30 protein-coding genes are annotated in these 26,771 nt (G+C 63.8%); 19 read left to right on the top strand and 11 right to left on the bottom strand.

Features of this window, described 5'->3' with window-relative positions:
• Positions 1 to 12 precede the first annotated feature (12 nt).
• Genes nirJ through nirS form a run of 9 tightly spaced genes read right to left on the bottom strand, consistent with a single transcriptional unit; the run spans position 13 to position 6,599 of the window.
• On the bottom strand, positions 13 to 1,191 hold the full coding sequence (nirJ, locus tag AC3ISR_RS16190; RefSeq protein WP_463984857.1) for a heme d1 biosynthesis radical SAM protein NirJ: 1,179 nt from the start codon (positions 1,189 to 1,191) through the stop codon (positions 13 to 15).
• Between the two features lie 13 nt (positions 1,192 to 1,204).
• Positions 1,205 to 1,705 (bottom strand): siroheme decarboxylase subunit beta, encoded by a 501-nt coding sequence (ahbB, locus tag AC3ISR_RS16185; protein WP_192300769.1) that lies wholly within the window; start codon positions 1,703 to 1,705, stop codon positions 1,205 to 1,207.
• Entirely contained in the window at positions 1,680 to 2,123 is a 444-nt protein-coding gene (locus AC3ISR_RS16180; protein ID WP_305391011.1) for an Lrp/AsnC family transcriptional regulator, read from the bottom strand. Before AC3ISR_RS16180 ends, ahbB (AC3ISR_RS16185) begins: the two co-directional genes overlap by 26 nt.
• Positions 2,116 to 2,604 carry a siroheme decarboxylase subunit beta gene (gene ahbB / locus AC3ISR_RS16175; protein WP_225595712.1) on the bottom strand — a complete coding sequence of 163 codons (489 nt, stop codon included), beginning with the start codon at positions 2,602 to 2,604 and terminating at the stop codon, positions 2,116 to 2,118. The genes AC3ISR_RS16180 and ahbB (AC3ISR_RS16175) overlap by 8 nt, the downstream gene beginning before the upstream one ends.
• Positions 2,605 to 2,627: 23 nt before the next feature.
• Positions 2,628 to 3,086: an Lrp/AsnC family transcriptional regulator gene (locus tag AC3ISR_RS16170; RefSeq protein WP_192300766.1), complete on the bottom strand. Its 459-nt coding sequence runs from the start codon at positions 3,084 to 3,086 to the stop codon at positions 2,628 to 2,630.
• A gap of 1 nt (position 3,087) precedes the next feature.
• The gene (locus tag AC3ISR_RS16165) at positions 3,088 to 4,257 is read right to left on the bottom strand and encodes a cytochrome D1 domain-containing protein (protein ID WP_192300765.1); all 1,170 of its coding nucleotides are present in this window, start codon (positions 4,255 to 4,257) and stop codon (positions 3,088 to 3,090) included.
• Positions 4,254 to 4,571, bottom strand: coding sequence for a c-type cytochrome (locus AC3ISR_RS16160; RefSeq protein WP_463984858.1), 318 nt, complete (start codon positions 4,569 to 4,571; stop codon positions 4,254 to 4,256). The genes AC3ISR_RS16165 and AC3ISR_RS16160 overlap by 4 nt, the downstream gene beginning before the upstream one ends.
• 15 nt (positions 4,572 to 4,586) lie before the next feature.
• Positions 4,587 to 4,901 carry a c-type cytochrome gene (locus AC3ISR_RS16155; protein ID WP_192300763.1) on the bottom strand — a complete coding sequence of 105 codons (315 nt, stop codon included), beginning with the start codon at positions 4,899 to 4,901 and terminating at the stop codon, positions 4,587 to 4,589.
• A gap of 24 nt (positions 4,902 to 4,925) precedes the next feature.
• Positions 4,926 to 6,599, bottom strand: a complete 1,674-nt coding sequence (gene nirS, locus AC3ISR_RS16150; protein ID WP_192300762.1) for a nitrite reductase — start codon at positions 6,597 to 6,599, stop codon at positions 4,926 to 4,928.
• A gap of 193 nt (positions 6,600 to 6,792) precedes the next feature.
• On the opposite strand from nirS, the gene AC3ISR_RS16145 reads away from it, so the two are divergent.
• The 9 genes from AC3ISR_RS16145 (at position 6,793) to AC3ISR_RS16105 (ending at position 14,086) form a co-directional block, all read left to right on the top strand.
• Positions 6,793 to 7,569 (top strand): CbbQ/NirQ/NorQ/GpvN family protein, encoded by a 777-nt coding sequence (locus AC3ISR_RS16145; RefSeq protein ID WP_192300761.1) that lies wholly within the window; start codon positions 6,793 to 6,795, stop codon positions 7,567 to 7,569.
• 28 nt (positions 7,570 to 7,597) lie between these two features.
• The gene (locus AC3ISR_RS16140; protein WP_192300804.1) at positions 7,598 to 8,116 is read left to right on the top strand and encodes a cytochrome c oxidase subunit 3; all 519 of its coding nucleotides are present in this window, start codon (positions 7,598 to 7,600) and stop codon (positions 8,114 to 8,116) included.
• Between the two features lie 7 nt (positions 8,117 to 8,123).
• Positions 8,124 to 8,357, top strand: a complete 234-nt coding sequence (locus AC3ISR_RS16135; protein WP_192300760.1) for a cytochrome C oxidase subunit IV family protein — start codon at positions 8,124 to 8,126, stop codon at positions 8,355 to 8,357.
• A 321-nt stretch (positions 8,358 to 8,678) separates the two neighbouring features.
• On the top strand, positions 8,679 to 9,038 hold the full coding sequence (locus AC3ISR_RS16130; protein WP_192300759.1) for a hypothetical protein: 360 nt from the start codon (positions 8,679 to 8,681) through the stop codon (positions 9,036 to 9,038).
• 369 nt (positions 9,039 to 9,407) lie between these two features.
• Positions 9,408 to 9,686: a hypothetical protein gene (locus tag AC3ISR_RS16125; protein WP_463984859.1), complete on the top strand. Its 279-nt coding sequence runs from the start codon at positions 9,408 to 9,410 to the stop codon at positions 9,684 to 9,686.
• 160 nt (positions 9,687 to 9,846) lie between these two features.
• Positions 9,847 to 10,203, top strand: a complete 357-nt coding sequence (locus tag AC3ISR_RS16120) for a hypothetical protein (protein WP_192300758.1) — start codon at positions 9,847 to 9,849, stop codon at positions 10,201 to 10,203.
• Between the two features lie 110 nt (positions 10,204 to 10,313).
• Positions 10,314 to 10,754 carry a c-type cytochrome gene (locus AC3ISR_RS16115; RefSeq protein WP_192300757.1) on the top strand — a complete coding sequence of 147 codons (441 nt, stop codon included), beginning with the start codon at positions 10,314 to 10,316 and terminating at the stop codon, positions 10,752 to 10,754.
• A 3-nt stretch (positions 10,755 to 10,757) separates the two neighbouring features.
• Complete coding sequence (locus tag AC3ISR_RS16110) at positions 10,758 to 12,179, top strand: cbb3-type cytochrome c oxidase subunit I (RefSeq protein WP_226457525.1); 1,422 nt, start codon at positions 10,758 to 10,760, stop codon at positions 12,177 to 12,179.
• 65 nt (positions 12,180 to 12,244) lie between these two features.
• A complete protein-coding gene (locus tag AC3ISR_RS16105; protein ID WP_463984860.1) occupies positions 12,245 to 14,086 on the top strand; it encodes a nitric oxide reductase activation protein NorD in 1,842 nt (613 codons plus the stop codon).
• Here AC3ISR_RS16105 and AC3ISR_RS16100 read toward each other — a convergent pair.
• Complete coding sequence (locus AC3ISR_RS16100) at positions 14,080 to 14,271, bottom strand: protein DnrP (protein ID WP_192300754.1); 192 nt, start codon at positions 14,269 to 14,271, stop codon at positions 14,080 to 14,082. The genes AC3ISR_RS16105 and AC3ISR_RS16100 overlap by 7 nt on opposite strands.
• The gene (locus tag AC3ISR_RS16095) at positions 14,268 to 14,951 is read right to left on the bottom strand and encodes a Crp/Fnr family transcriptional regulator (protein WP_192300753.1); all 684 of its coding nucleotides are present in this window, start codon (positions 14,949 to 14,951) and stop codon (positions 14,268 to 14,270) included. Before AC3ISR_RS16095 ends, AC3ISR_RS16100 begins: the two co-directional genes overlap by 4 nt.
• Before the next feature lie 137 nt (positions 14,952 to 15,088).
• On the opposite strand from AC3ISR_RS16095, the gene AC3ISR_RS16090 reads away from it, so the two are divergent.
• From AC3ISR_RS16090 to nosZ, 10 genes are all read left to right on the top strand, one after another.
• Positions 15,089 to 16,264, top strand: coding sequence for an NnrS family protein (locus AC3ISR_RS16090; protein WP_192300752.1), 1,176 nt, complete (start codon positions 15,089 to 15,091; stop codon positions 16,262 to 16,264).
• Positions 16,265 to 16,273: 9 nt separating this feature from the next.
• Positions 16,274 to 16,690, top strand: coding sequence for a hypothetical protein (locus AC3ISR_RS16085; protein WP_192300751.1), 417 nt, complete (start codon positions 16,274 to 16,276; stop codon positions 16,688 to 16,690).
• Between the two features lie 100 nt (positions 16,691 to 16,790).
• Positions 16,791 to 17,438: a pyridoxamine 5'-phosphate oxidase gene (gene pdxH, locus AC3ISR_RS16080; RefSeq protein WP_192300750.1), complete on the top strand. Its 648-nt coding sequence runs from the start codon at positions 16,791 to 16,793 to the stop codon at positions 17,436 to 17,438.
• Positions 17,439 to 17,521: 83 nt separating this feature from the next.
• Positions 17,522 to 18,076 carry a molybdenum cofactor biosynthesis protein B gene (moaB, locus tag AC3ISR_RS16075; protein WP_192300749.1) on the top strand — a complete coding sequence of 185 codons (555 nt, stop codon included), beginning with the start codon at positions 17,522 to 17,524 and terminating at the stop codon, positions 18,074 to 18,076.
• Positions 18,073 to 19,299 carry a molybdopterin molybdotransferase MoeA gene (locus tag AC3ISR_RS16070; RefSeq protein ID WP_192300748.1) on the top strand — a complete coding sequence of 409 codons (1,227 nt, stop codon included), beginning with the start codon at positions 18,073 to 18,075 and terminating at the stop codon, positions 19,297 to 19,299. Before moaB ends, AC3ISR_RS16070 begins: the two co-directional genes overlap by 4 nt.
• Before the next feature lie 9 nt (positions 19,300 to 19,308).
• Complete coding sequence (ubiU, locus tag AC3ISR_RS16065; protein WP_192300747.1) at positions 19,309 to 20,304, top strand: ubiquinone anaerobic biosynthesis protein UbiU; 996 nt, start codon at positions 19,309 to 19,311, stop codon at positions 20,302 to 20,304.
• A 10-nt stretch (positions 20,305 to 20,314) separates the two neighbouring features.
• Positions 20,315 to 21,205, top strand: a complete 891-nt coding sequence (locus AC3ISR_RS16060) for a U32 family peptidase (RefSeq protein WP_192300746.1) — start codon at positions 20,315 to 20,317, stop codon at positions 21,203 to 21,205.
• Complete coding sequence (gene ubiT / locus AC3ISR_RS16055; protein WP_192300745.1) at positions 21,199 to 21,666, top strand: ubiquinone anaerobic biosynthesis accessory factor UbiT; 468 nt, start codon at positions 21,199 to 21,201, stop codon at positions 21,664 to 21,666. The genes AC3ISR_RS16060 and ubiT overlap by 7 nt, the downstream gene beginning before the upstream one ends.
• A 1,041-nt stretch (positions 21,667 to 22,707) precedes the next feature.
• Positions 22,708 to 24,783, top strand: coding sequence for a transcriptional regulator NosR (gene nosR / locus AC3ISR_RS16050; protein ID WP_225595706.1), 2,076 nt, complete (start codon positions 22,708 to 22,710; stop codon positions 24,781 to 24,783).
• A gap of 11 nt (positions 24,784 to 24,794) precedes the next feature.
• Positions 24,795 to 26,696, top strand: a complete 1,902-nt coding sequence (gene nosZ, locus AC3ISR_RS16045) for a TAT-dependent nitrous-oxide reductase (protein ID WP_192300743.1) — start codon at positions 24,795 to 24,797, stop codon at positions 26,694 to 26,696.
• Positions 26,697 to 26,771: the final 75 nt, after the last annotated feature.

Here is a 26,771-nt window from a genome sequence, read left to right as displayed (position 1 = left end):
CCCCCGGTTGTGTCACCGGGTGGCGCACGGGATCAGGCTGGGTGACTGCCGGGCGATCTCGGCATCGCTGAGATAGCACCCGGGGTCCGGGCCCCACAGGTCTCCATCGGCCCAGGCGCGGGTGCGCGTATTGCCGTTGCAGATTGGCAGCCAGCGGCAGTCGGTGCAGCGCCCGCCGATCTGGCGCGGGTGCTCGCGCAGGCGCAACAGCAACGGGTCGGGCTGCTCCAGCCAGAGGTGGCGAAAGGTGCGGTTGCGCACATTGCCCACCGAGTGCTGCCACCAGTAGGTGTCCGGGTGCACTTCGCCGGTGTTGTCGATATTCGCGATGCCGCTGCCCGACGCATTGCCGCCCCAGCTGTGCAACAGGTGTTCCAGTTGCGGGTAATGCTCGGGCAGGTGGCGGTGCACCCATTGCAGCAACAGGATGGCGTCGGCGTCGTTGTTGCCGCTGACAAAGTCGCTGGCCACGCCGTGTTCGATGTCGTGCCAGGCCTGCTGGAAAATCAGCGTCATGGCGTCGCGGCTCATCTGGCGGTGTGCGTCCAGCTGGCGGCTGCGCTTGCCGCGCCCGCTGTAGTTGAGGTGCGACAGATAGAATTTCTGCACATCGTATTCACGCATCAGCTCCAGCAACTGCGGGAGTTGCGCGTGGTTGGCCTGGGTCAGCGTGGTGCGCAGGCCCACGCGAATCCCGGCCTCGCGACACAGGCGAATGGCGTGCAGCGAACGCTGGAAACTGCCTTGAAGTTGGCGGAATGCGTCGTGGGTCGCTTCGAGGCCGTCGATGCTGATGCCCACATAGTCGTAGCGGGCATCGGCGATCTGCTGGATGTTCTGCTCGTCGATCAGCGTGCCGTTGGTGGACAGTGCAACGAAAAAACCTTTGTCCCGCGCATAGGCGCTGAGCTGGAACAGATCCTCGCGCAGCAGGGGCTCGCCGCCGGACAGGATCAACACGCGCACCCCAGCGGCGTGCAGGTCGTCGATCACCCGCAGTGCCGTGGCAGTGTCCAGCTCATCGCGAAATACGCTGTCGGCGCTGGTGGCGTAGCAGTGCTTGCAGGTGAGGTTGCAGCGCCGCAACAGGTTCCAGATCACCACCGGCGGGCGGTCGCCGCCTGGGGTAGAAGCGCGGGGCGGCGGGCATTGGCCGGCCAAGGTGCGCAGGTACTGACTGATTCGCAGCATGGGGCATTCCTTGTCAGTGCGAGGGGCTCAGGCGCAGGCCGGTTTTTTTCAGGATGCGGCTGCTCACCAGCATCTCGTCGGCACGGCAGGCATCGCCCAGCAGGTAGCGCAGGTGATCGCGGTAGCTGTCGATTTCTTCGCGGCTGCGCCCATGCACCATGGCGAACAGGTTGTACGGCCAATCCGGGCGGCGCGGGCGACGGTAGCAATGGCTGACGAAGGGTTGCGCGCCGAGCAGTTCGCCCAGGCGTGGCATCTGCGTGTCGACGACGTCCCACACGGTCATGCCGTTGTGCCGATAGCCGAGGCGGTAATGGTTGGGCACGGCGGCGATGCGGCGGATCGCGCCTTCGGCTTGCAGGCGCTTGAGCAGATCCAGGGTCGATTCGACGCCGATGCCCAATTGCTCGGCGAGCCATGCCCAGGGGTCTTCCACCAGCGGCAGGCCGCTTTGGGTCAGGGTGACCAGGCGCAGGGCCAGGGCGTTGTCAGACCGGGAAATACAGACCGACATGGTAGGTGTGCTCCTTCGGCAGGTTGAGCACCGTCAGCCCCGTCAGGGCTTCGATGCGGGACAGGGTCGCGGCCAGCTCCGTCGCGCTGGCGCAGGCCAACACGAACCACATGTTCCACTGGTGTTCGCGGCGGTAGTTGTGGGCCACTTGCACCAGCGCGTTGAGTTGCGCGGCCACCGTCTCGAAGCGCGCCTCGGGTACCGCCAGGGCGGCGAGGGTGAAGGCGCCGCCGAACTGCTCGATGTCGAACATCGGGCCGAAGCGCGTGAGCACGCCGTCCTCGAGCAGATCATGCAGGCGGTCGAGCACCTCGCAGGGCCGGCTCTGCAGCTCCTCGGCGACGTGTTGCCATGGCTGGCGCACCAGCGGCAGGCCCCGTTGCAGGCGGTTGATCAGGCGGCGGTCGAAGTCATCCATGGGCCCACACCTGCGACGGTGGCGGCGCAAAACGCCCGCCGCATTGTTTGTAGGCGCGGGTGCTGAACAGCAGGTGGTGGGGCAGGTCACTCAGTTGTTGCTGCTCCAGCACCGCCTGGATATGCGCCGCGACCTCTTCGCGCTCGCGGCCGTGCACCATGCAGAACAGGTTGTAGCGCCACAGCGGCAGGCGGCGCGGGCGTTGGTAGCACAGGTTGATACGCGGTGCGCGGCCCAGGCGGGCACCGATTTCATCCACCAGCGCGTCCGGGACATCGAGTACCAGCATGGCATTGGCGACAAAGCCCAGGGCACGGTGGTTGAGCACCAGGCCAACACGGCGGAACAGGCCTTGCTCCTGCCATTGCTGCATCTGTTGCAGCACCTGATCGTGATGGGCGCCGATGCGTTCGGCGAGGGCATCGTAGGGCCGTGGCACCACTGGCAAACCCCGTTCCAGGCATTGGCGCAGGTCGAGCATTTGTTCGTGGTTCAGGGGCGTGATCACGGGTGCGCTCCCAGGGAGAACCCGAGGTCGATGCGGTAGGCCGTGAGCATCGGCAAATCCAGGGGGCGCAGGCCGGTGTCTTTCTCCAGCTCGTCGAGGATCTGTTCCAAGTGCTGGCGGTGCGGCCCGGTGAGCACGAACCACAGGTTGTAATGGTGCTCGCGTGCGTAGTTGTGATTGACCTCCGGGTACTGGCTGACCCGATGGGCCACCTGTTCCAGCCGCTCAAGCGGCACCGCCAGGGCGGCCAGCGTGCTGGCGCCGGCGCGGGTGTGTTCGAACACCGGGCCGATGCGCGACAGCGCGCCGGCCAGTTCCAGGCGTTGCAGGCAGGCCATCACCTCGGCTTCGCGACAGCCCAGCACCTGGGCCATTTCCCGGTAGGGTTCGGCGCACAGCGGCATGCCGTGCTGGTAGCGTTCGATCAATTGCTGGCTGAGCAGGTCAAGGTCCATCTCAATACCCCATTTTTTGCGCACGGCTGCTGAAGAAAATTCCGCTGGGGCTCAAGGCCGGCAAGGTCTTGAGCAAGGTCAGGCGATATGGGTCCCAGACCTGCACCTGCTCACCGTCACGCACCGACAACCACAGTTGCTCGCCACGCCCGGTGAACTCCATGTGCAGCACACCGGGACCGGGGCGCAGGTCGGCAACGATCTGGTGGGTTTGGCTGTCGAGTACCTGCACGCGGTCGTTGTCCGGGTAGGCGAAGTTGACCCACAGCTGGCGCCCGTCCGGCCGCGCCGTCACGAAGATCGGCTGGCCGGCCACGGCGATGGCGGCGGTCTGCTGCCAGTTGCGTGCGTCCATCACCAGCACCTGGTGGCGACCCACGGCAGGCACGAAGGCCTGGTTGTCGGCCACGGCCCAGCCTTCGAGGTGGGGCATCTTGTATACCGGCAATTTGGCCTGGCCACGGCCGTAGTCGGCGAGCACGCGCTTGACGCCTTGTTCCGGGTGCCACAGGTCGAGTTGGGCCATGCCGTCCTCGCCGAACAGCCCGGCCATGTAGTAGCGGCCGTCGGCGGTGATCAGCGCGTCGTAGGGTTGCTCACCGATGTCTTTGAAGCGGCGGATGGTGGGCGCGGTGCCGTGGCTGAAATCCGCGCTCCAGATCTCGCCCGTGTCGAACAGGCTGAACACGAAGCGCTGGCCGGGCGCATCCACCAGGCCCACGACCCGTGAGCGCTTGCCGTCGGGCAACGGGGTGGCGGGGATGTCGGCGACCAGGGCCAGGGTCGCGGCGTCGAACACCTTGACCCCGCCGGGTTGGTAGTTGGACACGGCAATCAGGCGCCCATCCTGGCTGATCGCACCGCCGATGCTGTTGCCGCCCTGGAGGATGCGTTTGTCGATGCGCTGGCCCAGCAGGTCAACCTTGGTCAGCCCGCCGTCGCGGCCAAAGATGTAGGCATAGCGCTGGTCGCGGGAGAACACCACCGAGGCGTGGGACAGGTCGCCCAGGCCGTCGATGCGCGCCAGGGCGGTGATGCCGCTGGTTTCAATGATTTGCACACTGGCGCTGGCGCGTTCGATCACCAGGCCCAGGTCGCCGCTGCCGCGCACGGCGGGCTGGGTGCAGGCGCCAAGCAACAGGCACAGGGACAAGCTCAACGGACGGATCATGGCGCGAGGCTTCCTCTCAAGAGACGGTCGACCAGCCAGGCGATTTCACTGGCGTTGAGCAGCGGCGCCCAACCGGGCATGGCGCGGGTAGGGCGGCCATAGGCCACGGTGACGATCAGGCTGTCGCGGCTTTTACCGGCCAAGGCCTGGGGCGTCAGCGGCGGGCCGAGGCCGCCAGTGAGGTACAGGCCGTGGCACGCGCCGCAGTCCTGGGTCAGCAGGTGTTCCAGGCGGCGTGCATCCACGGCAGCGCCGACGGGCAGGGGAATGAGTAGCAGCAGCGCCATGGCCGCACCGATCATCGAAACTTGCATGGCGCGCTCCTCGGGTTATTTCAAGGTCAGGATCCAGGTGGCCAACGTCTTCGCTTCGTCATCCGTCACCTGGTTCGGCGGCATCGGGATCGGCCCCCAGTTGCCTTGGGTGCCGTTCTTGATGTGGCTGGCAAGGGTGGTGGCCGCGTCTTTTACCGCCGCGTTCTTGGCGGCCACGTCCTTGAGCGCCGGTCCGACGACTTTGCTGTCGATGCTGTGGCACGCCGCGCACGGTTTGCTCTTGAACAGCGCCGGGCCGTCCTGGGCGAGGGCCGGTTGCAGGCCGATAAACGCGGTGCTGGCGAGCAGTGCGAGGAGCATATTTTTCATGGCAGATTCCCTTGTTGATCAGGCTCAATAAATGTCGTGTTGGGTGTTGAACACGTTGAACTTGCCGGTGGGTGTGATCAGGCGCTTGTCCTTGATCACGTGTTTGAGCTTCAAGGTCTTGTCGTCGATCACCACCAGCGCCGATTCCTCGGTCTGGCCGTTCCACACCGAGAACCACACCTCGTCACCGGCCTTGTTGTATTCCGGTTGCACCACGCGCAACGCGCCTTGCTTGATCCCCGAGTACTCGGCAATCGGCAGCACGCTGTAGCCTTTGTCGAGGTTGTTGATGTCGAACACGGCGACCGACTGGCTCAGCTTGGCGTCGGGGTTGAGGGTGGTGTCGACATACAGGTGGTGGGAGTTGGGGTGGGTCTTGATAAACAGCGAACCACCACCCTGGCCGCTGAGCGATGCCACTTGTTTCCAGGCGTATTGCGCGTGCTTGACCGGGTCGGTGCCGATCACCGAAATCCCGCCGTCGCCCAAGTGACTGGTGGCCCACACCGGGCCGTATTGCGGGTGCACGAAGTTGGCGCCACGCCCGGGGTGTGGGGTCTTGCCGACGTCGACCAGGGCGGTGAGGGTGCGCTGCTTGGAGTCGATCACCGCGACCTTGTTCGAGTTGTTGGCTGCCGTGAGGAAGTAGCGGTGGGTACTGTCCCAACCGCCGTCATGCAGGAACGGCGCGGCGTCGATGGTGGTGATGGTGAGGTTCTTGATGTCCTGGTAATTGACCAGCATGACCTTGCCGGTTTCCTTGACGTTGACGATGAACTCCGGCCATTCGTGGGACGCAATGATTGCCGCCACCCGCGGTTCGGGGTGGTACTCCTGCTTGTCGACGGTCATGCCACGGGTCGAGACGATCTGCTTGGGCTCCAGGGTTTCGCCGTCCATGATGGTGAACTGCGGCGGCCAGTAGGAACCGGCGATGGTGTACTTGTCCTCGAAGCCCTTGAACTTGGAGGTCTCCACCGAACGCGCTTCGATGCCCACTTTGATCTCGGCGACCTTGGTCGGCTCGGCGGGCCACAGGTCGATCATGTCGATCTTGGCGTCGCGGCCGATCACCAGCAGGTAGCGGCCCGAGGCGGAGATGCGTGAGATGTGCACGGCATAGCCGGTGTCGATCAGCTTGACGATCTGCTTGGTGTCGCCGTCGATCAGGGCGATCTTGCCGTCGTCGCGCAGGGTTACGGAGAACAGGTTTTCCAGGTTGAGTTTATTCAGCTGGTGCTTGGGCCGGTCTTCAGGTTTGACCAGGACTTTCCAGGTCTTGAGCGTCTCGGCCATGCCCCATTCCGGCGGGGTGGGCGCGGTGTGCTGGATAAAGCTGGCCATGCTGCTGATCTGCGCCTTGGTCAGCGCATTGGAGGTGCCCCAGTTCGGCATGCCGGCGGGGGAGCCGTAGGTGATCAACGCTTCGAGGTAGGCCTGGCCACGGGACTGGGTGATGTCCGGGGTCAGCGGTTTGCCGGTGGCGCCCTTGCGCAGCACACCGTGGCAACCGGCGCAGCGTTCGAAGTAAATCTGCTTGGAGGTGTCGAAGTCGGCCTGGCTCATGTCCGGCGCGCCGGCGGTTTTCACCACGGCAGGCGTGACCGCGCCATGGGCGTTCAAGGGCAGGGCGAGGGCCAGTGCGCAGCTCAGGCTGGCGAGGCTCAAGGTGAAGGTGGTTCTGTTGCGAGTCAGCATTCCATTTACTCCTCAGGCGAGACCTTTGCGGTGCCGCGCAACGGGGTGCGGGCGCAGGTTCTTAGTGCCTGGCCAGACTATGGCGAGGTGTTGGAATGCTCGCTTGACGGCGATCAAGTTTGCTTTGGGTAGCGCTTGCCAGGTTGTCGCAGGCGCCCTTAGCGTGGCCGCAAATCAGCTGTGGACCTGTGTCATGAGCGAACCTTTCTACCAACCCGTCGACAATGAATGCCTGCTGTTCGAGCATGCCTGGCGCCACCGCATGCCGGTGCTGATCAAAGGCCCGACCGGCTGCGGCAAAACCCGCTTTGTGCAGCACATGGCGCACCGCTTGCAGTTGCCGCTGTACACCGTGGCCTGCCACGACGATCTAAGCGCCGCCGACCTGGTCGGCCGCCACCTGATCGGCGCCCAAGGCACCTGGTGGCAGGACGGCCCGCTGACCCGTGCGGTGCGCGAAGGTGGCATCTGCTACCTCGATGAAGTGGTCGAGGCGCGCCAGGACACCACTGTGGTTCTGCACCCGGTGGCCGACGACCGCCGCGAGCTGTATCTGGAACGCACCGGCGAAGTGGTCAAGGCGCCGCCGTCGTTCATGCTGGTGGTGTCGTACAACCCCGGCTACCAGAACCTGCTCAAGGGTATGAAACCCAGCACCCGCCAGCGTTTCGTGGCGATGCGCTTCGACTATCCGGCGCCAGCCGATGAAGCGCGTATCGTCGCCCAGGAGGCCCAGGTGGACAGTGCGCTGGCCGCCGAAGTGGTGCGCCTGGGCCAGGCGTTGCGGCGTCTCGATCAACACGACCTGGAGGAAGTCGCCTCCACGCGCCTGCTGATCTTCACCGCCCGCCTGATCGCCGCCGGCATGCCACCGCGTGAAGCCTGCCTGGCCTGCCTGGCCCAGGCCTTGAGCGACGACCCGCATACCGTCGCGGCGCTGATGGACGTGGTGGACGTGCACTTTGCTTGAATCACGGCGCCTGCCGGGCGACTTGGCGATGTGGTTTTTCATCCTCGCCGAGTTGACGGTGTTTGCGATTTTGATCCTGACGTTTGCCGTGACGCAGCGCCTTGAACCCGAAGTGTTTGCCCTGGGCCGCAGCCAGCTGGACAGCTCCACCGGGCTGGCGATGACCGTGAGCCTGCTGACCGCTGGATTGTGCGCCGCGCTGGGGTTGCAACAAGTGCGTGGGCAGCCATCGCGGCGCGGTGCCGGGTGGTTTTGCGCGGCGTTGTTGGCAGCGTTGATTTACGTGGGCATCAAGCTGGAGGAATACGCCCACCTGGCGGGGGTTGGGCTGGGCTTGGAATACAGCCGGTTCTTCACTTTGTACTGGGTATTGACGGGGTTTCATTTCCTGCATGTGCTGCTGGGCATGGTAATCCTCGGGTGGCTGGCGGTGGGATGCTGGCGGGGAAGGGTGGCGATAAGCGGGGTGGAGTCGGGCGTGTTGTATTGGCACATGGTCGACCTGGTGTGGGTGGTGTTGTTTCCGGTGGTGTATGTGATGGGATGAAGGATCGATGAGCACGTCGCAGGGGTTGCTGGTGTGTTGGGCGGTGTTGGTGTCGCTGAGTGCCGGGACGGTGCTGGCGGGCGCTGCAGGCGTGTGGTGGGCGGTGCTGCTGTTGGCGGTCTCGAAGGCGTGGCTGATTGCGGACGGGTTCATGGAATTGCGGCATGCACCCTGGGGGTGGCGGCTGATGCTGTTGGGATGGACCGTGGTGCTGGCGCTGCTTGTCGGCGCAATCTTCTGACCGCGCCTTTTTGCCCCGCGCTGGGTGGCGAAGCCGCCCCAAACAGTCCGCCGCGGTGTTTCAGGAATACCGAGGCGCCGGGATTTGGGGCGGCTTCGCCACCCAGCGCGGGGCAAGCCCGCTCACTACAGTGACCAGTGGCAGGTTTTGGTAGGCAATTGCCTGGTCATTTGTAGTTCATTTCCGAAACACGAGTTACGCCCCGGACGCTGCCTTACTCCTTCTGCGGTGCCTTCCTATAGTCGTGCGCCACAGAGTGGGTACGGAAACCGCTTTGGGGAAAATGTGGGTGTTTGCCTTTACGAAAGCGCGGGGAATTAAATGGACTGGGAACTAGTCGGCATAGTTGCTGCGCTGATCATGATACTTAGTTTTCCAGGGATCGCTTACAGCATGCTTACCAAGCTGGAAACAGCGGAAAACTATTTGCCCCATAGCGTTTTCATCGTCTCAAACAAGTATCTATTTCGCGCTCAACCTTTTGAGGGGAAGGCCATGCGATTAATGCTGCTGGCCTATGTGTTGATCGTGCCGAAAGTCTTTTACTGGCGAAGGCTTGTGGATCTTGATGAGGTGGCAAGAATCCCACGCAGATTAAAAATCTGGATCATCGCGCCCTGCCTGGTGCTCAACCTTTCTGGAGCGGTCATGACCGCCACTGGGTTAGCTCTTTATTTATAAGGCACAACACTCATAAATACCTGATGCCGGCGGGTGTATAGCAATCAAAATGTAGGATGGGGTCAGCACAAAACGCTCTGACAAACAGGCCACTGTAGTGAGCGGGCTTGCCCCGCGCTGGGTGGCGCAGCCGCCCCAGATCCAGGCACCTCGGTCCTCCTGAAACACCACCGCGGACCGTTTGGGGCGGCTTCGCCACCCGGCGCGGGGCAAGCCCGCTCACTACAGTGACCAGTGGCAGGTTTTGGTAGGTAATTGCCTGGTCATTTGTAGTTCATTTCCGAAACATGAGTTACGCCCCGGACGCTGCCTTACTCCTTCTGCGGTGCTTTCCTATAGTCGTGCGCCACAGTCTTGGAGGTGCATGCGATGCAAGGACCCTACGCATTTATCAATGAACGACCGCAACCCTACCCATTGCTCAAACTCAGTTTGGCGCTTGATCCGCATAGCCAGGCAAAATTCGAGACTCTCAACCAACGTCTGCGCAATACCGTGGTGCTGCCTGGGCAACGGGTGATCATCGGCGATAGTCGCACGGCGTCGTGCACCACTGAAGCAGCCAAGCTTATGTCGAGGGTGGAAAGCTGGTGTTTGGGGTGGCTGGGGCGGCTCGTATGGGCTACCTGGGCGCATCGACAGCGGTGATCGCTTGTGCTGCGGTGTTCGGTATACCTACAGCGGGTACTGGAGCTCTGGCTTGTGCAATTGTCGGAGGTACGGCCGGTGGGCTATTAGGAGGTACGCAGGGCAATAAGCTTGGAGAGCACGTGGGCACTTATCTCTATGAAAGCTCCCGGAGTGAACGATGAATCTTGAGTTCATAGGCATGGGCGCAGGAGTGGTCATGATACTTAGCCTTCCTCTGCTCTATTACAGTATGTTCACCAAGCTTGAAGCAGCAGAAGGTTACTTGCCTCACAGCGTATTCATAGTTTCCTGCAAGCACTTGTTTCGCAGCTTGCCTCTCGATGGGAAGCCTTTGCGGTTGAATCTGATGGCGTATGTGTTGGTGATGCCTAAAGTGTTCTACTGGCGAAGGCTCGTGGATCTTGATGAAGTTGCAAGTGTGCCGGGGCAATTAAAACGCTGGATCATCATCCCGTGTGCCATCACTCACCTCGCTGCGCTGACCATGACAGCAGCAGGATTGATGTTGACTTAAATGTGGGAGGGCCAGGCCCCTCCACAATCCGCACTTCTTGATCGCCATCAATCACTTTTCACACCCCGCCTTCCTATCATGGCCCCCGCCAAGCCATGAGGAAGACGACCATGTCAGAGACCTTCACCAAGGGCATGGCCAGGAATATCTACTTCGGAGGAAGCGTGTTCTTCTTCCTGATTTTCCTGGCCCTGACCTACCACACCGAACAGACCTTTCCCACTCGCAGCAACGTCGACCAGCTCACCGAAGCGGTGGTGCGCGGCAAGGGCGTGTGGGAGCGCAATAACTGCGTCGGCTGCCACACCCTGTTGGGCGAGGGCGCGTACTTTGCGCCGGAGTTGGGCAATGTGTTCCAGCGCCGGGGCGGTGAAGAAGGGTTCAAGCCGTTCCTGCACGCCTGGATGAAGATGCAACCCCTGGGTGTGCCCGGGCGCCGGGCCATGCCGCAATTCAATCTCAGTGACCAGGAGGTGGGTGATCTGGCCGAGTTCCTCAAATGGAGCTCGAAGATCGACACCAATAACTGGCCACCGAACAAGGAGGGCTGAGCCATGCGCAGCGTCAATCCCTATCTGAAATTCCAATCCCAGGCCGTGGCCAAACCCTACTTTGTGTTTGCCCTGATGCTGTTTGTCGGCCAGGTGCTGTTCGGTCTGATCATGGGCCTGCAATACGTGGTGGGCGACTTCCTGTTCCCGCTGATCCCGTTCAACGTGGCACGGATGGTCCACACCAACCTGTTGATCGTATGGCTGCTGTTCGGCTTCATGGGCGCCGCGTATTACCTGGTGCCCGAGGAAGCGGACCGCGAGCTGCACAGTCCGAAACTGGCGATCCTGTTGTTCTGGGTGTTTGCCGTGGCCGGGGTGTTGACCATCCTTGGCTACCTGTTGGTGCCCTACGCGGCGCTGGCCAAGCTGACCCACAACGAACTGCTGCCAACCATGGGCCGTGAGTTCCTGGAGCAACCGACCATCACCAAGATGGGCATCGTCGTGGTATGCCTGGGCTTTCTCTACAACATCGGCATGACCCTGCTCAAGGGCCGCAAGACCACGGTCAGTATGGTGATGATGACCGGGCTGATCGGCCTGGCGGTGTTCTTCCTCTTCTCTTTCTACAACCCTGGCAACCTGGCGCGGGACAAGTTCTACTGGTGGTGGGTGGTGCACCTGTGGGTCGAAGGTGTGTGGGAATTGATCATGGGCTCGATGCTCGCGTTCGTGCTGATCAAGGTCACCGGCGTCGACCGTGAGGTGGTGGAAAAATGGCTGTACGTGATCATCGCCATGGCCTTGATCACCGGGATCATCGGCACCGGGCACCACTTCTTCTGGATCGGCGCGCCGCAGGTGTGGCTGTGGGTCGGTTCGATCTTCTCGGCACTGGAACCGCTGCCGTTCCTGGCGATGGTGATGTTCGCCTTCACCATGGTCAAACGCCGCCGGCGCCAGCACCCCAACCGTGCCGCAACGTTGTGGGCCAAGGGCACCACGGTGACAGCGTTCTTCGGCGCCGGGGTCTGGGGGTTCCTGCACACCTTGGCCCCGGTCAACTTCTACACCCACGGCACCCAACTCACCGCGGCCCACGGTCACCTGGCGTTCTTCGGCGCCTACGCCATGATCGTGATGACCCTGATCAGCTACGCCATGCCGCGCCTGCGTGGCCTCGGCGAAGCGCCGGACGCCCGCTCGCAGACCATCGAGGTCTGGGGCTTCTGGCTGATGGTGCTGTCGATGGTGATGATCACCCTGTTCCTCACCGCCGCCGGCGCCGTACAGGTGTGGCTGCAACGCTGGCCGGTGGACGGTGTGGCGCTGCCGTTCATGGCCACCACTGAACATCTGCACGGGTTGTTCTGGGCGCGGTTGGCCAGCGGCGTGGTGTTCCTGCTCGGACTGCTCTGCTACCTGTACAGCTTCCGGCAACGCCGCGCGGTGGCCGGTGAACCGGTGCCGATTGTGCATTGATCGTTAATCCCCAAGAGGGCGGCCCGGCTGATTCAGCGGGCCGTTTTACGTTTGGAGCAATGCCCATGGCTTTTACCCTGGAACTGGAAGAGTGGGTCGGCAGCGCCTGGCACCGCTTTATCACCCGTCGCGCCAGCGTGGATTTCCCCGCGGCGCAGGTCCACTTGAGCGACCGCCAACGCAGCCTGGCGCTGCTATTTCGCGCCCTCGGCGGCGCCGGTGGCATCGCCCTGGAAGCCGCCGGCGACCGCGACCTGCTGCTGCGCCGTAACCTGTTGATGCGTATTGCCGGCACTTGCAAACAGGCACCGCTGGCGTCCTGCGACGGCAACCGTTTGCGCCTGCCGTCCCGCCTGGCGGTGTTCCCCCACGCCAGCCTCAACCTGGAGCTTTACCGCTGGTTGGCCCTGCTTGCCGCACAGTCCGGCCCGATGACCCACTGGGCGCGAGACAACCAGCGCTGGACCTGGCTGCTGCTGCAACGCTATCCCGCCATGGGCCCCAGCTACCGGCGCCTGGTGGATGCACACATCGCCCTGCGCCCCGACCCCGCCAGCCTGCGCCCCGACGAAGCGGCGCTGGAAAAAGCCCTGCGCAAGGCCCTGCGCGAGCCCGGCAGTGTGCGCCATCTGCCACGCAGCGAGCGCGCGCCGTGGCCGTTGCCGTTGTGGTTGTACCCGCCGCTGCACCTCGACACGCCGCAAAGCGCCGACCTCGACGACACCGGCGACGATCTGTCAGCAGCGCCCAGTGAACAACACGGCGCGCCCAAGCGCGCCACGCGTCTGGATGATCAGAGCCGCGACGGCGGCCTGCTGGTGGTACGCCTGGAAAACCTGTTCAGTTGGACCGAACACGTCGACCTCGACCGCTGGAGCGACGACAGCGACGACCCCGACGCCGCCCGCGTGGCCGAAGACCTCGACCAACTGAGCCTGTCACGCCAGCGTGTGCGCAAAAGTGGCGGGCTGAAACTGCACCTCGACCTGCCGCCCGCCGACGTTGATGACATCCCCCTCGGCGCAGGGATCAAGCTGCCGGAGTGGGACTACCGCCAGCAGCGCCTGCAGGACGCCTTCGTCAACCTGCAACTGATGCAGCTACGCGACGCGCCACCGCAACCCTTGCCCGTGCGCCTGCATGCCGAGGCCCGGCGCTTGCGCCGCCAGTTCCAGCACCTGCGCACCGACCGCCAATGGCAGCGCCAGCAACCCCAGGGCAGCGAACTCGACCTGCACGCCTGGCTGGATTTTCATGTGCAACGCCAGCACGGCGCCTGCGCCGAGCGCGGCTTGTTCATGGAGCAACGTCACAGCCACCGCGACCTCGCCTGCCTGCTGTTGGCCGACCTGTCGATGTCCACCGATGCGCACCTGAACGATAGCCAAAAGGTCATCGACGTGATCCGCGACAGCCTGCTGCTGTTCGGCGAAAGCCTGGCCGGCGCGGGGGACCGCTTTGCGCTGTACGGGTTTTCGTCCCTGCGTCGCCAGCAGGTGCGCATGCAGGTGCTCAAGTCCTTCCAGCAACCCTATGACGACCACACCCGCGGTGCGATCCAGGCGCTCAAGCCGGGTTACTACACGCGCATGGGCGCCGCGATCCGCCAGGCCACCCGGCTGCTGGGGGCCTGCCCACAGCGGCGCAAACTGTTGTTGCTGCTCACCGATGGCAAGCCCAACGACCTGGATCTGTACGAGGGCCGCTATGGCGTGGAAGACACCCGCCAGGCGGTGCTCGAAGCGCGGCGCCAGGGCTTGATCCCGTTCTGCATCACCATCGACAAGCAGGCCGGTGACTACCTGCCGTACATGTTCGGCGCGAACGGCTTCACCCTGATCCGCCAGCCACAGCAGTTGCCGCAGCGGCTACCGCAGCTGTACCGGCAGTTGACCGAGGGTCAGTAAATATCCCGGGGGAGCCAGAAGAACATTGCGATGCAAAACAGCGCCAGGCCCACGCAGAACCACTGAAAGCGGCTCAGCCGCAGGGCCTGTTTGCTGGCCTCGGACGCCGGCAGCGGCATGGCGCAGTGTGCGCAGGTGACGCGTGCTTCGGGGTTGCGCCGCTGGCAGTACAGGCAGGTCTTCACTCGAATTGCTCCAGGCGCGGGCGGTCGAGAATGGCGATATGACGACCGTCCTGGGTGATGATCTTTTCGTCGATCAGGCGCCGGATAATCCGCGAGAACGTCTCCGGCTGGATCGACAGGTGCCCGGCGATCAACTGCTTGGCCATGGGCAGTTCGAAGCGTGTTTCGGTGTTCTGCTGGCGCACCAGTTGTGTGAGCAGGTAGCGCACCACGCGGTGGGTGGCGTTCTTCAGCGACAGTGTCTCGATCTCGTTGACCCGCTGGTGCAGGCGCACGCACAACGTGCCGAGCAGGGCGAAGGTCAGGCGGCTGTTGCTGTGCAACAGGCGCATGTAGGTGGCGTTGGACAGCCGATACACCTGGCTCGGGCACACCGCTTCGGCGCACGCCACATAGTTGGGCGTGTCCATCAGCATCATCGCTTCGGCGAACGTCTGGCGTTCGCCGATCACCTCGAACACCTTCTCCTGGCCGTCCGGGGTCAGGCGGTAGATTTTCACCGCGCCGGCAATCACAAAGTAAAACGCATCGGCCGGTTCGCCCTGGCGGAACAGCGGCTCGCCCTTGTCGACATTGAGCAGTTGGCTGTTGCTCATCAACTCAGTCAGTTGGGCCTCGTCCATGGGCTCGAACAGGTGGTGACTGCGCAGGATCTGGTGATGGACACGATGGAGCACCATCAATACCTCGGGACACAAAGGGGGAAGGGGGGCTCAAGGTTAATCCGACTACCCTTGGCACAGCTTGATCTGCGACAAGGGCAAGACGCGCGCGCAGGCGCACCATCGGCACAGAAAATGAGTTGAGGAGCCGCAGCATGCAAGTTCTGGATCGGCGCAAGGCACTGTCGATTACCCCGTTGTTTCGCCTGGCCTTCCGGCCGTTCTTCCTCGGCGCGTGCCTGTTGGCGGCGTTGGCGGTTCCCCTGTGGCTGCTGGCCCTGGGGGGCATGACCGGCAACTGGCAACCGGCCGGCGGCTGGCTTGTCTGGCATCGGCATGAACTGCTGTTTGGCTTTGGCGTGGCGATCATCGCCGGGTTCCTGCTGACGGCGGTGCAGACCTGGACCGGCCGCCCGGGCCTCAGCGGTGCGCCCCTGGCGGCGCTGGCGGGTTTGTGGCTGGCGGCGCGCCTGGGCTGGTTGCTGGATATTCCATGGCCGCTGCTGGCGCTGCTGGAACTGAGCTTTCCGCTGGCGGTGGCCGGGGTGATGGGCTGGACGCTGTGGCAGGTACGCCAGCGGCGCAACTACCCGATTGTGCTGGTGCTGGTGCTGCTGGCCGTGGCGGATGGGTTGTCGCTGTATGACCTCGGCCTGCAACGCCAGGCGGTGCTCACCGGGCTATGGCTGGTGGCGGCGATGATGGGCTTGATCGGCGGCCGCGTGATCCCGTTTTTCACCCAGCGCGGCCTGGGCCGGGTCGAGGCGGTCAAGCCGTGGCCGTGGCTGGATCATCTGCTGCTGGGCGGCTCGATCCTGGTGGCGCTGTTCTATGCCAGCGGGCTGGCCCTGTCGCCGCGCCTTTGGCTGGGCGTGCTGTTTGCCGCACTTGGCGTGGGCCATCTGCTGCGCCTGGTGCGTTGGCACGCGCGCGGCTTGTGGCAGGTGCCACTTTTGTGGTCGCTGCACCTGGCGTACGCCTGGCTGGCGCTGGCCTGCCTGGGCATGGCGCTGTGGCATTTCGGCGCGCCGTTGAACCCCAGCCTGGCGGTGCATGCGCTGACAGTGGGGGCCATGGGGGGCTTGATCCTGGCGATGATCGCGCGGGTCAGCCTCGGCCACACTGGCCGCTCGCTGCAACCGCCAGGTGGGATGAGCCTGGCGTTTGCGCTGCTGAACCTGGCGTGTGTGTGCCGGGTGCTGCTGGTGCTGGTGTGGCCGGTGGCGGCGCTGTGGCTGGCGGGGGCGTGCTGGTGCGTCGGGTTGGGGCTGTACTTGTGGCGTTATGGCCCGATGCTCTGGCAGGCGCGGGTCGACGGGCATCCAGGGTAGGAGGCTGCCATGTATTCACTGTTGCTGATCGTACATCTGCTGGCGGCCATCGCGTTTATCGGCACGCTGTTTTTTGAACTGGTGATCTGGCACAGCGCCCGGGAAGAGTTGGCCTGGTCGGCGCAATTCACCTCGGACCAGGCGATCGCCCGGCGATCGCGGCGGGTGCTGCACGGGGTCGTGGTGGTGCTGTACGGCGCTGGCCTGGGCCTGGCGTGGCACTACTGGAACGTGCCATGGACCGCTCGTTTTACGCTGTTGTTCAGCCTGAAAGTCAGCCTGGCGCTGAGCATCATCGGGCACTACCTGCTGCTCGCGTACTGGCTGACCCATAAGCGCCTGAGTGCCAAGCGCGCACTGTGGATCCGGCGCAGCATCCTGGGGCACATGGTGCTGATCGTGATCCTGGCCAAGTCCTTGTGGTAAAGGGCCTGTGGCGTCATGCCACAGCCAATTGTTGATCGCGGTCAAGGGATCATTCGGCGTCAGTTCCCACACTGTGGCGAACTTTCCGGAGGACCGCGTCATGCCCCTGTCCCTTGCGCAATTGCGCCGCAACTACACCCTTTATGGCCTGCGTGATGACTGCGAGCAGGACGACCCGCTGGAGCTGTTCGGCCAGTGGCTGGCCCAGGCGCGCAAGACGGAAGTGCCGCCCGCCGAGGCCAACAGCATGGCCTTGGCCACGGTCGACAGCAGCGGCCACGCCCATTGCCGCATCTTGTTGCTCAAGGGCTTCAGCGCCGAAGGGTTTTTCTTTTTCGGTCATTACCAGAGCGCCAAGGGCCAGGAACTGGCGAGCAACCCCCACGCCGCCATGACGTTTTTCTGGCCCGGCCTGGAGCGCCAGGTGCGCATCGAAGGCCCGGTGATGAAGGCCGACACCGAACTGTCCGACGACTATTTCGACGCCCGCCCGGCCGCCAACCAACTGGGCTCCTGGGCCTCGCCGCAGAGCCAGCCATTGGCCCATCGCAGCGAGCTGGAAGGCCGCCTGCGTGAAGTCACCGAGCGTTTCGCCGGGCGCCAACCGCCACGGCCGGAGCAATGGGGCGGCTATTGCCTGCAACCGCAGCGCATCGAGTTCTGGCAGGGGCGTGCGGATCGTTTGCATGACCGCCTCGACTTCCGCCTGCACGACGGCCACTGGCAACGCACGCGCCTGGCCCCCTAACGGCATACCTCCTCCGAGGAATAGGCCCTGCGCCCATTGCGGCGCAGGCTGCAACCATCTTTTCAACGCCTGGAGCCTGGATCATGGCCCATCTGAACCAACGCAGTTTTGTCTCCCTGAATATCGCGGTGCTGACCATCAGCGACACCCGCACCTACGACACCGACACCTCCGGCGACACCCTGGTGGACCGCCTGCAAACCGCTGGCCACATGCTGATCGACCGCGGCATCGTGATGGATGACATCTACCAGATCCGCGCGCGCGTCTCGCAGTGGATCGCCGACCCCCAGGTGCAAGTGGTGCTGATGACCGGCGGCACCGGCTTCACCGCTCGAGATAACACGCCCCAGGCCGTGCTGCCGTTGCTGGACAAACAGGTCGACGGTTTTGGCGAGCTGTTTCGCCAGGTGTCCCTCGCCGAAATCGGCATGTCGACCCTGCAATCGCGTGCCCTGGCCGGTTTCAGCAACGGTGTGCTGGTGTGTTGCATGCCCGGTTCGCCGGGCGCGTGCCGCACCGCCTGGGACCAGATTCTCGTCGGTCAACTGGACAGCCGCACCGGCCCGTGCAATTTCGCGCCGCACCTCAAGCCACAACTCGACCAGGCGCTCGCGGCCTGTGAGGCACGCTCATGAACGTGTGTGACAGCGGCGACCTGCTGCCGGTAGAGGAGGCCATCGAACAGTTGCTGGCACAGGCGCCGCCGCCGCCTTCCACTGAAGTGATTGCCTTGGCCCAGGCCCTTGGGCGGGTCGTCGCCGACGAAGTGTTTTCACCCCTCGACCTCCCAAGCTGGGACAACAGCGCCATGGACGGCTACGCCTTGCGCGCGTTTGACGTGCCGGAGCAGGGTGGTTACCTCGAAGTGGCCGGGCGCATCGCCGCCGGGCACAGCAGCGACGTGCCGTTGCAGGCCGGGCAGGCGGTGCGCATCTTTACGGGTGCGCCGTTGCCGGTGGGCGCCGACAGCGTGGTACCGCAGGAACGTTGCCGGGTGTATGGCCAGCGCATCTGGTGCCCACCCGTGCGCTTGGGCGAACACGTGCGCAAGCGCGGCGAAGAGCTGCAACGCGGGCAACGGGTGTTGAGCGCCGGCAAGCGCCTGCGTGCCCAGGAGATCGGCCTGCTGGCGGCGGCGGGCATCCCGCGGGTCAAGGTCTATCGGCCGCTGCGGGTGTGCCTGCTCAGCAGCGGTGATGAATTGCGCGAGCCGGGTGAGTCGCTCGCACCCGGGCAGATCTACAACAGCAACCGCCACCTCCTCGCGGCGTTGCTGCGCGGTTGGGGCGTGGACGTTCACGACTACGGCGTGATGGCCGACGCCCTGGCGGCCAGCCGCGATGCGCTGGTGCTGGCGTCTTCCGAATGCGACCTGCTGCTGACCACCGGCGGTGTGTCGGTGGGCGAGGAGGACCACCTCAAGCAGGCGATCCAGGCGCTCGGCAAGGTCGAGTTCTGGCGCCTGGCGATCCAGCCCGGCAAGCCCTTGGCGTTCGGCCAGGTCGCGGGCAAACCGTGGATCGGCCTGCCGGGCAACCCGACCGCCGCGCTGATCACCGCGTTGGTGGTGGTGCGCCCGTTCCTGCTGCGCGCCCAGGGTGCCGAGCGGGTGTTGCCGGTGCCGATCAACGTGGTGGCCGGGTTTGACTGGGCCAAGCCGAACAAGCGCCGCCAATACCTGCGTGCGCGCTTGAGCCCCGGCATCGATGGGCAATTGCGCGCCATCCTGCACCCGCAGCAAAGCTCGGCGATGCTCGCGCCCGCGTGTTGGGCCGACGGCCTGGTGATTGTCGAACGCGGACAGCAAGTGCCCAAGGGCGCGGCGGTGCCGTTCCTGTCCTTTGCCGATTTTCAATAAGGAGCCACCATGCAACTGGTCTGCCCGGCAGGCAACTTGCCTGCGCTGAAAGCCGCTGTGCGCCAAGGCGCCGATGCGGTGTACGTGGGGTTTCGCGATGACACCAATGCCCGGCATTTCGCCGGGCTGAACATGGACGACAAACAGTTCGACGCCGCCGTCGCCCATATCCGCCAGCACCAGCGCAAGCTCTACGTGGCGGTCAACACCTACCCGCAACCCAAGATCTGGCCGCGCTGGCAACGGGCGGTGGACCGCGCCGCCGATCACGGCATCGACGCGCTGATCGCCGCCGACCCCGGTGTGCTCGGCTACGCCGCCCAGCGTCATCCGCACCTGGCCTTGCACTTGTCGGTGCAGGGCTCGGCCACCCATGCGGCGGCGCTGAAGTTCTACGTCGAACGCTACGGTATCCGCCGTGCGGTGCTGCCGCGTGTACTGTCCCTGGCCCAGGTCAAACAGGTGGCGGCCAGCGCCACGGTGCCCATCGAAGTGTTCGGCTTTGGCAGCCTGTGCATCATGGCTGAAGGGCGCTGCCACTTGTCGTCCTACATCACCGGCGAATCGCCCAACCTGTGCGGTGTGTGCTCACCGGCCAAGGCCGTGCGCTGGAGCGATGACGCCGACGGCCTCAGCGCGCGCCTCAGCGAGGTGCTGATCGACCGCTACACCCCGGACGAACCAGCCGGCTATCCGACCCTGTGCAAAGGCCGTTTCCTGGTGGACGGCAAGCGTTTCCATGCGCTGGAAGAACCCACCAGCCTCGACACCCTCGACCTGCTGCCAGAGCTCACGGCCATCGGCGTGGAAGCAGTGAAGATCGAAGGCCGCCAACGCAGCCCGGCGTATGTCGAGCAAGTCACCCGCGTCTGGCGCGCCGCCCTCGACGCCCACCGCGCCAGCCCGGCCCACTTTGTGGTCAAGGACCAATGGCGGCAGGTGTTGGCCGGGCTTTCCGAAGGCAGCCAGACCACCCTGGGTGCTTACCATCGTGCATGGCAGTGAGGAACCACAGATGAAACTCAGCCTCGGACCGGTGCTGTTTTATTGGGACAAGGAGCACCTCGGGCGCTTCTATGCGGACATGGCCGACTTGCCCCTGGACGTGATTTACCTGGGCGAGACCGTGTGCTCCAAACGGCGCGCCCTGAACCTCGATCAATGGCTGGGCCTGGGGCGTGAATTGCAGGCGTGCAGTTCGGCGCAGATCGTGTTGTCGAGCCTCACCTTGATTGAAGCCGCCTCGGAACTGTCCAGCCTGCGTCGCCTGTGCGACAACGGCCAGTTGCTGGTGGAAGCCAACGACATGGGCGCGGTGCAGTTGCTGATGGAGCGCAAGCTGCCCTTCGTCGGCGGCCCGGCGCTCAACCTCTACAACGGCCACGCCCTGGTGCAATTGCTCGATGCCGGCATGCAACGCTGGGTGCCGCCGGTGGAATGCTCCCGCGGTTTGATCGCCGATGTGCTGGAGCAAGTACGTGAACTGGGGCGGCCGTTGCCCCAGGTCGAGATCTTCGCCTACGGTCATCTGCCCCTGGCCTACTCGGCGCGCTGCTTCACTGCCCGTGCGGAAAACCGGCCCAAGGACGACTGCCAGTTCTGCTGCATCAACTACCCGGACGGCATGGCCTTGACCAGCCAGGAAGGCCAGGCGTTGTTTACCTTGAACGGCATTCAGACGATGTCCGCCGACGTCACCAATCTGCTCGCCGACTACCCGGGGCTGGTCGCCTGCGGTGCCGACCTGCTGCGTCTGAGCCCCAGGGCCGAAGGCATGGCCGATGTGGTGCGTGCCTACGACCAGGTGCGCCAGGGCGCCACGCCGCCGTTGTTTGTCGACGGTTGCAACGGCTACTGGCATGGCCAGGCCGGCATGTTGCGGGTCGAGGAGGTGGGGCTGTGTTGAATCGCAAACAATGGCTGCTCAAGGGCGCCGACCGTCTGTTGCCACTGCTGCGCCGTGTGCCGTTCCGGGTCCAGCGCCTGGCGTTGCAGCAAGGCCTCAACCGCTGCCTGGCCGAGCCCTTGCGCGACGGGGGCTTCGACCTGCTGCGCGGGCGCTGGATGTGCCTGCGCATCCCCGACCTGGGGTTGTGCTGGTACTTGACCCTGGCGCGGGATGGGTTGCGCATTGCCGACAAGGCCCAGGCCCAGGTGACCATCAGCGGCAACTGGCGTGAGTTTTTGTTGTTGGCCAGTCGGCAGGAAGATCCGGATACGCTGTTTTTTCGCCGGCGGCTGGTGATTGAGGGGGATACGGAGTTGGGGTTGGGGTTGAAGAACCTGATCGATAGCCTGGACCCGGATGTGTTGCCGCCGTGGCTATGGCGCAATTTGGAACGTGCGGGACGCGGCCTGGCAGCCTGACGTGTCTTGGGTTCCTACATAACGTTGCTTGGAACACCGGACCTGTGGCGAGGGAGCTTGCTCCCTCGGGGATCTTCAGTCGAGCGCCTATTGCCCATCAACACCAATCACCTGTGGGAGCGGGCTTGCCCGCGAAAGCGGCGGTTCAGCCAACACCTCTACCAACAGTGCCACCGCCTTCGCAGCCTCGCTAAAGCTCGACAGCTCCCACAGGGGATTGGCGGTGTGAGAGGGATCTCCAGCCGAACACTCACCATCCATCAACACCGATCAACTGTGGGAGCGGGCTTGCCCGCGAAAGCGGTGGTTCAGCCAACACCTCTACCAACAGTGCCACCGCCTTCGCAGCCTCGCTAAGGCTCGACAGCTCCCACAGGGGATTGGCAGTGTCTGGGCGATCTCCAGCCGAACACTGACATCCCAGCAACACAGCTCAAATGTGGGAGCGGGCTTGCCCGCGAAAGCGGTGGCTCAGCCAACATCTCCACCAGCAGTGCCACCGCCTTCGCAGCCTCGCTAGGGCTCGACAGCTCCCACAGGGGATTGGCAGTGCCTGGGCGATCTCCAGCCAAACACTGACAACCCAGCAACACAGCTCAAATGTGGGAGCGGGCTTGCCCGCGAAAGCGGTGGTTCAGCCAACATCTCCACCAGCAGTGCCGCCGCCTTCGCAGCCTCGCTAGGGCTCGACAGCTCCCACAGGGGACTAGCAGTGCCTGGGCGATCTTCAGCCGAACACTCACTATCCATCAACACCAATCCCCTGTGGGAGCGGGCTTGCTCGCGAAAGCGGTGGATCAGCCAACATCTCCATCAACAGTGCCACCGCCTTCGCAGCCTCGCTAAAGCTCGACACAGGGAATTTCGGTTTCTTCCATTGGTTTCGGGTTGCGGTGATACGCCACACCTCGGAAAAAACCGGCTTGATTCTGGTCAAGGGCCACTGGCCATCCTCGCCTCTACCATCGGTCCCATCTTCAGCACGCCGCCGTAAGGGACCCCATGATCCGTTCCACGCACCTGACGCTTCACTGGCTGATCATGGCGGTGCTGCTAATGTTTTTGCCCAACGCCCAAGCCGAGCCCGCGCAGCAACGCATCGATCACACCTTCCCCCAACACGACGCAGTCTCGGCCGCCGAAGGTCCGTTCAAGGTGCGTACCATCAGCCAGGGCGGCCAGCCCGTCGGCTATGTGTTCCAGACCCTGGATGTGCTGAATATCCCGGCCTACTCGGGCAAACCGATCAACACCCAGGTGATCCTCGACACCGCCGGGATCATCCGCGATGCCTATGTGTTGGAGCACCACGAACCGATCCTGCTGATCGGCATCCCCGAGGCCAAGCTGCATGAGTTCACCGGCCACTATGCGGGTGTGGACGTGCGCCAACGGGTGGTGGTTGGCCGCTCCAGTGACCCCAAGGCGGTCACCGTGGACGCGATTGCCGGTGCGACGGTGACGGCTATGGTGGTCAATGAGGTGGTGATGCGCGCTGCCCATGAAGTCGCGGTGGCCCTCAAGCTGATCGACGGCAAGGCCGCCGCCAAGCAGAAAGCCGCGCTGATCCGCACTGATGAGTTCACCCCGGCGAGCTGGGCGCAGTTGACCGGCAACGGTGCGATCCGCCGCCTGCACCTGACCCGTGGCCAGGTCGATGCGGCCTTCAAGGACACCGCTGCCGAAGCCAGCGGTGCCGCCGACGACACCTTCATCGATCTCTACGTGGCCGACATCAACCCGCCGAGCATCGGCCGCAACCTGCTGGGCGAGGCGCACTACACAGACCTGATGCAGCGCCTCAAGCCCGGTGAGCAGGCGATTGCCGTGCTCGGGCGCGGGCTGTTTTCGTTCAAGGGCTCGGGCTATGTGCGCGGCGGGATTTTCGACCGGGTGCAGTTGCGCCAATTCGGCAATGTCATCAGCTTTCGCGACCTCGACCACCAGCGCATCGATGACGCCTACGCCGATGGCATGCCGGCGTTTGACGAGATGTCGGTGTTTATCGTGCGCCCGCAAGCGGCCTTCGACCCCGGTTCGCCGTGGACCCTGGAACTCTTGGTACGCCGCCAGACCGGCCCGGTCAGCGGCACCTTCAGCAGTTTCGAATTGCCTTACCAGATGCCCGAACAGTACCTGGAACGCCCGGCGCCCAGCGCCGAGGAACAGGCGGCGATCGACGAAGCCAACCGCCCGCTGTGGCTGAGTATCTGGTATCAGAAGCAAACCCAGGTGCTGGTACTCGGCGCCGCGCTGGTGCTGCTCACGGCGATTCTGTTCCTGCAAGACAGCCTGGCCCGCCGCCCACGCCTGTTGCATTGGCTGCGCCGGGGCTACCTGGTGTTTACCGTGGTTTTTATCGGTTGGTATGCGTTGGGGCAGTTGTCGGTGGTGAATGTGCTGACCTTTGTGCATGCGCTGTTCGAAGGGTTTCGCTGGGAGCTGTTCCTCACCGACCCGCTGATCTTCATGCTCTGGGTGTTCACCGCTGCAAGCATTCTGCTGTGGGGACGTGGCGTGTTCTGCGGCTGGCTGTGCCCGTTCGGCGCGTTGCAGGAATTGCTCAATGAAGCCGCGCGTTTGCTCAAGATCCGCCAGTTCGAATTGCCGTTCGCCGTGCATGAGCGGTTGTGGGCGATCAAGTACCTGATCCTGCTGGTGCTGTTCGGCATTTCCCTGGAGTCCATGGCCACCGCCGAGCGCTTCGCCGAAGTCGAACCGTTCAAGACCGCCATCACCCTGCATTTCGACCGCCAGTGGTGGTTCGTGCTCTACGCCGTGGCGCTGCTGGTGATCAATCTGTTCACCCGCAAAGTCTACTGCCGCTACGTCTGCCCACTGGGAGCGGCGCTGGCGATCCCGAGCAAGTTCCGCCTGTTCGACTGGCTCAAGCGTCGCGCCGAATGCGGCAACCCGTGCCAGCTGTGCGCCAAGGAATGCGAGATCCAGGCGATCCATCCCGACGGCCATATCAACCCCAACGAATGCCACTACTGCCTCGATTGCCAGATGACCTGGCACAACGACCACAAGTGCCCGCCGCTGATCAACAAGCGCAAGAAACGCAACAAGGCGGCGCAGCAGATTCCCGTGGTGCAGATAAATCCCAACGCTTGAAGGAGCAACCCATGAACGACACAGACGAAAAGCACGACGGCCTGACCCGGCGCGGTTTCCTCGGCAGCGGTGCGGTGACCGGCGCAGTCTTGGCCGGGGCTTCGGCCCTTGGCGGCACGGTGTTTACCCGTGAATCCTTTGCGGCGGCGGCCAAGGACGCCAAGGCGAAAATCCATGTGGAACCGGGCCAGCTCGACGACTATTACGGCTTCTGGAGCGGCGGCCACCAGGGCGAAGTGCGCGTGCTCGGCATCCCGTCGATGCGCGAGCTGATGCGTATCCCGGTGTTCAATATCGACGCAGCCACCGGCTGGGGGCTGACCAACGAAAGCAAGCGCATCCTGGGGGAGGGCGCCAAGTACCCGAACGGCGATTGCCATCACCCGCACCTGTCCACCACCGACGGCAAGTACGACGGCAAATACCTGTTTATCAACGACAAGGCCAACACCCGGGTCGCGCGCATCCGCCTGGACATCATGAAGTGCGACAAGATCCTCACCGTGCCCAACGCCCAGGCCATCCACGGCCTGCGCCTGCAAAAGGTGCCGTACACCAAGTACGTGTTCTGCAACGCCGAGTTCATCATTCCGCACCCCAATGACGGCAAGAATTTCGACCTGCAGGATCGCAACAGCTTCACCATGTTCAACGCCATCGACGCCGAGAAAATGGAGATGGCCTTCCAGGTCATCGTCGACGGCAACCTCGACAACGCCGACATGGACTACACCGGCAAATACGCCGCTGCTACCTGCTACAACTCGGAAAAGGCCACTGACCTGGCCGGCATGATGCGCAACGAGCGCGACTGGGTGGTGGTGTTCAACATCCCGCGCATCGAGGCGGCGATCAAGGCCGGCAAGTTCATCAGCGTCGACGGCGCCAAGGTGCCGGTGGTGGATGGGCGCAAATCGCTGGACGGTAAGGACAGCGAATTCACCCGCTATATCCCGGTGCCGAAAAACCCCCATGGCTGCAACACCTCGCCGGACGGCAAGTACTTCATCGCCAACGGCAAGCTGTCGCCCACCTGCACCATCATCGCCATCGACAAGCTCGACGACCTGTTCAACGGCAAGATCAGCGACCCGCGCGGCGTGGTGGTGGGTGAGCCGGAACTGGGCCTGGGCCCGTTGCACACCACCTACGACGGGCGCGGCAACGCCTACACCACGTTGTTTATCGACAGCCAGGTGGTCAAGTGGGACATCGCCAAGGCGATCCGCGCCTACGGTGGCGAGAAGGTCGACTACATCAAGCAGAAACTCGACGTGCACTACCAGCCCGGTCACAACCACGCCTCGCTCACCGAAACCCGCGACGCCGATGGCCAGTGGCTGATGGTGCTGAGCAAGTTCTCCAAGGACCGCTTCCTGCCCACCGGCCCACTGCACCCGGAGAACGACCAGTTGATCGACATCTCCGGCGAGGAGATGAAACTGGTCCACGACGGCCCGGCCTTTGCCGAACCCCACGACTGCGTGATGGCGCGGCGTGACCAGATCAACCCGAAAAAAATCTGGGAACGCAACGACCCGTTTTTCGCCGAGACCGTGGCACTGGCCAAAAAGGACGGCATCAACCTGGAAACCGACAGCAAGGTGATCCGCGACGGCAACAAGGTGCGCGTGTACATGACCTCCATGGCCCCGGCCTATGGGCTCTCGGAGTTCACGGTCAAGCAGGGCAATGAAGTCACGGTGACCATCACCAATATCGACATGATCGAGGACGTGACCCACGGTTTTGTGATGGTCAACCACGGCGTGAGCATGGAGATCAGCCCGCAGCAGACTTCGTCGATCACCTTTATCGCCGACAAGCCGGGGCTGCATTGGTACTACTGCAGCTGGTTCTGCCATGCACTGCATATGGAGATGGTGGGGCGCATGAAAGTCGAGCCTGCCTGAACGCAGAGCACCACCACTGGGCCAATCCAGGCGCGTGGTTTGTGTGGGAGCGGGCTTGCTCCCACACAAGCCTTG

This window comes from Pseudomonas sp. GL_117 (assembly GCF_057835125.1).
Note: the sequence above shows the minus strand (reverse complement) of the source record. Positions and strands in the feature narration are given on the sequence as shown.

Excerpts from the sequence above, each read along its gene's own strand:
- nirJ (WP_463984857.1), bottom strand. The coding sequence starts at position 1,191 with ATGCTGCGAATCAGTCAGTACCTGCGCACCTTGGCCGGCCAATGCCCG.
- ahbB (WP_192300769.1), bottom strand. The coding sequence starts at position 1,705 with ATGTCGGTCTGTATTTCCCGGTCTGACAACGCCCTGGCCCTGCGCCTG.
- AC3ISR_RS16180 (WP_305391011.1), bottom strand. The coding sequence starts at position 2,123 with ATGGATGACTTCGACCGCCGCCTGATCAACCGCCTGCAACGGGGCCTG.
- ahbB (WP_225595712.1), bottom strand. The coding sequence starts at position 2,604 with ATGCTCGACCTGCGCCAATGCCTGGAACGGGGTTTGCCAGTGGTGCCA.
- AC3ISR_RS16170 (WP_192300766.1), bottom strand. The coding sequence starts at position 3,086 with ATGGACCTTGACCTGCTCAGCCAGCAATTGATCGAACGCTACCAGCAC.
- AC3ISR_RS16165 (WP_192300765.1), bottom strand. The coding sequence starts at position 4,257 with ATGATCCGTCCGTTGAGCTTGTCCCTGTGCCTGTTGCTTGGCGCCTGC.
- AC3ISR_RS16160 (WP_463984858.1), bottom strand. The coding sequence starts at position 4,571 with ATGCAAGTTTCGATGATCGGTGCGGCCATGGCGCTGCTGCTACTCATT.
- AC3ISR_RS16155 (WP_192300763.1), bottom strand. The coding sequence starts at position 4,901 with ATGAAAAATATGCTCCTCGCACTGCTCGCCAGCACCGCGTTTATCGGC.
- nirS (WP_192300762.1), bottom strand. The coding sequence starts at position 6,599 with ATGCTGACTCGCAACAGAACCACCTTCACCTTGAGCCTCGCCAGCCTG.
- AC3ISR_RS16145 (WP_192300761.1), top strand. The coding sequence starts at position 6,793 with ATGAGCGAACCTTTCTACCAACCCGTCGACAATGAATGCCTGCTGTTC.
- AC3ISR_RS16140 (WP_192300804.1), top strand. The coding sequence starts at position 7,598 with ATGTGGTTTTTCATCCTCGCCGAGTTGACGGTGTTTGCGATTTTGATC.
- AC3ISR_RS16135 (WP_192300760.1), top strand. The coding sequence starts at position 8,124 with ATGAGCACGTCGCAGGGGTTGCTGGTGTGTTGGGCGGTGTTGGTGTCG.
- AC3ISR_RS16130 (WP_192300759.1), top strand. The coding sequence starts at position 8,679 with ATGGACTGGGAACTAGTCGGCATAGTTGCTGCGCTGATCATGATACTT.
- AC3ISR_RS16125 (WP_463984859.1), top strand. The coding sequence starts at position 9,408 with ATGCAAGGACCCTACGCATTTATCAATGAACGACCGCAACCCTACCCA.
- AC3ISR_RS16120 (WP_192300758.1), top strand. The coding sequence starts at position 9,847 with ATGAATCTTGAGTTCATAGGCATGGGCGCAGGAGTGGTCATGATACTT.
- AC3ISR_RS16115 (WP_192300757.1), top strand. The coding sequence starts at position 10,314 with ATGTCAGAGACCTTCACCAAGGGCATGGCCAGGAATATCTACTTCGGA.
- AC3ISR_RS16110 (WP_226457525.1), top strand. The coding sequence starts at position 10,758 with ATGCGCAGCGTCAATCCCTATCTGAAATTCCAATCCCAGGCCGTGGCC.
- AC3ISR_RS16105 (WP_463984860.1), top strand. The coding sequence starts at position 12,245 with ATGGCTTTTACCCTGGAACTGGAAGAGTGGGTCGGCAGCGCCTGGCAC.
- AC3ISR_RS16095 (WP_192300753.1), bottom strand. The coding sequence starts at position 14,951 with ATGGTGCTCCATCGTGTCCATCACCAGATCCTGCGCAGTCACCACCTG.
- AC3ISR_RS16090 (WP_192300752.1), top strand. The coding sequence starts at position 15,089 with ATGCAAGTTCTGGATCGGCGCAAGGCACTGTCGATTACCCCGTTGTTT.
- AC3ISR_RS16085 (WP_192300751.1), top strand. The coding sequence starts at position 16,274 with ATGTATTCACTGTTGCTGATCGTACATCTGCTGGCGGCCATCGCGTTT.
- pdxH (WP_192300750.1), top strand. The coding sequence starts at position 16,791 with ATGCCCCTGTCCCTTGCGCAATTGCGCCGCAACTACACCCTTTATGGC.
- moaB (WP_192300749.1), top strand. The coding sequence starts at position 17,522 with ATGGCCCATCTGAACCAACGCAGTTTTGTCTCCCTGAATATCGCGGTG.
- AC3ISR_RS16070 (WP_192300748.1), top strand. The coding sequence starts at position 18,073 with ATGAACGTGTGTGACAGCGGCGACCTGCTGCCGGTAGAGGAGGCCATC.
- ubiU (WP_192300747.1), top strand. The coding sequence starts at position 19,309 with ATGCAACTGGTCTGCCCGGCAGGCAACTTGCCTGCGCTGAAAGCCGCT.
- AC3ISR_RS16060 (WP_192300746.1), top strand. The coding sequence starts at position 20,315 with ATGAAACTCAGCCTCGGACCGGTGCTGTTTTATTGGGACAAGGAGCAC.
- nosR (WP_225595706.1), top strand. The coding sequence starts at position 22,708 with ATGGCGGTGCTGCTAATGTTTTTGCCCAACGCCCAAGCCGAGCCCGCG.
- nosZ (WP_192300743.1), top strand. The coding sequence starts at position 24,795 with ATGAACGACACAGACGAAAAGCACGACGGCCTGACCCGGCGCGGTTTC.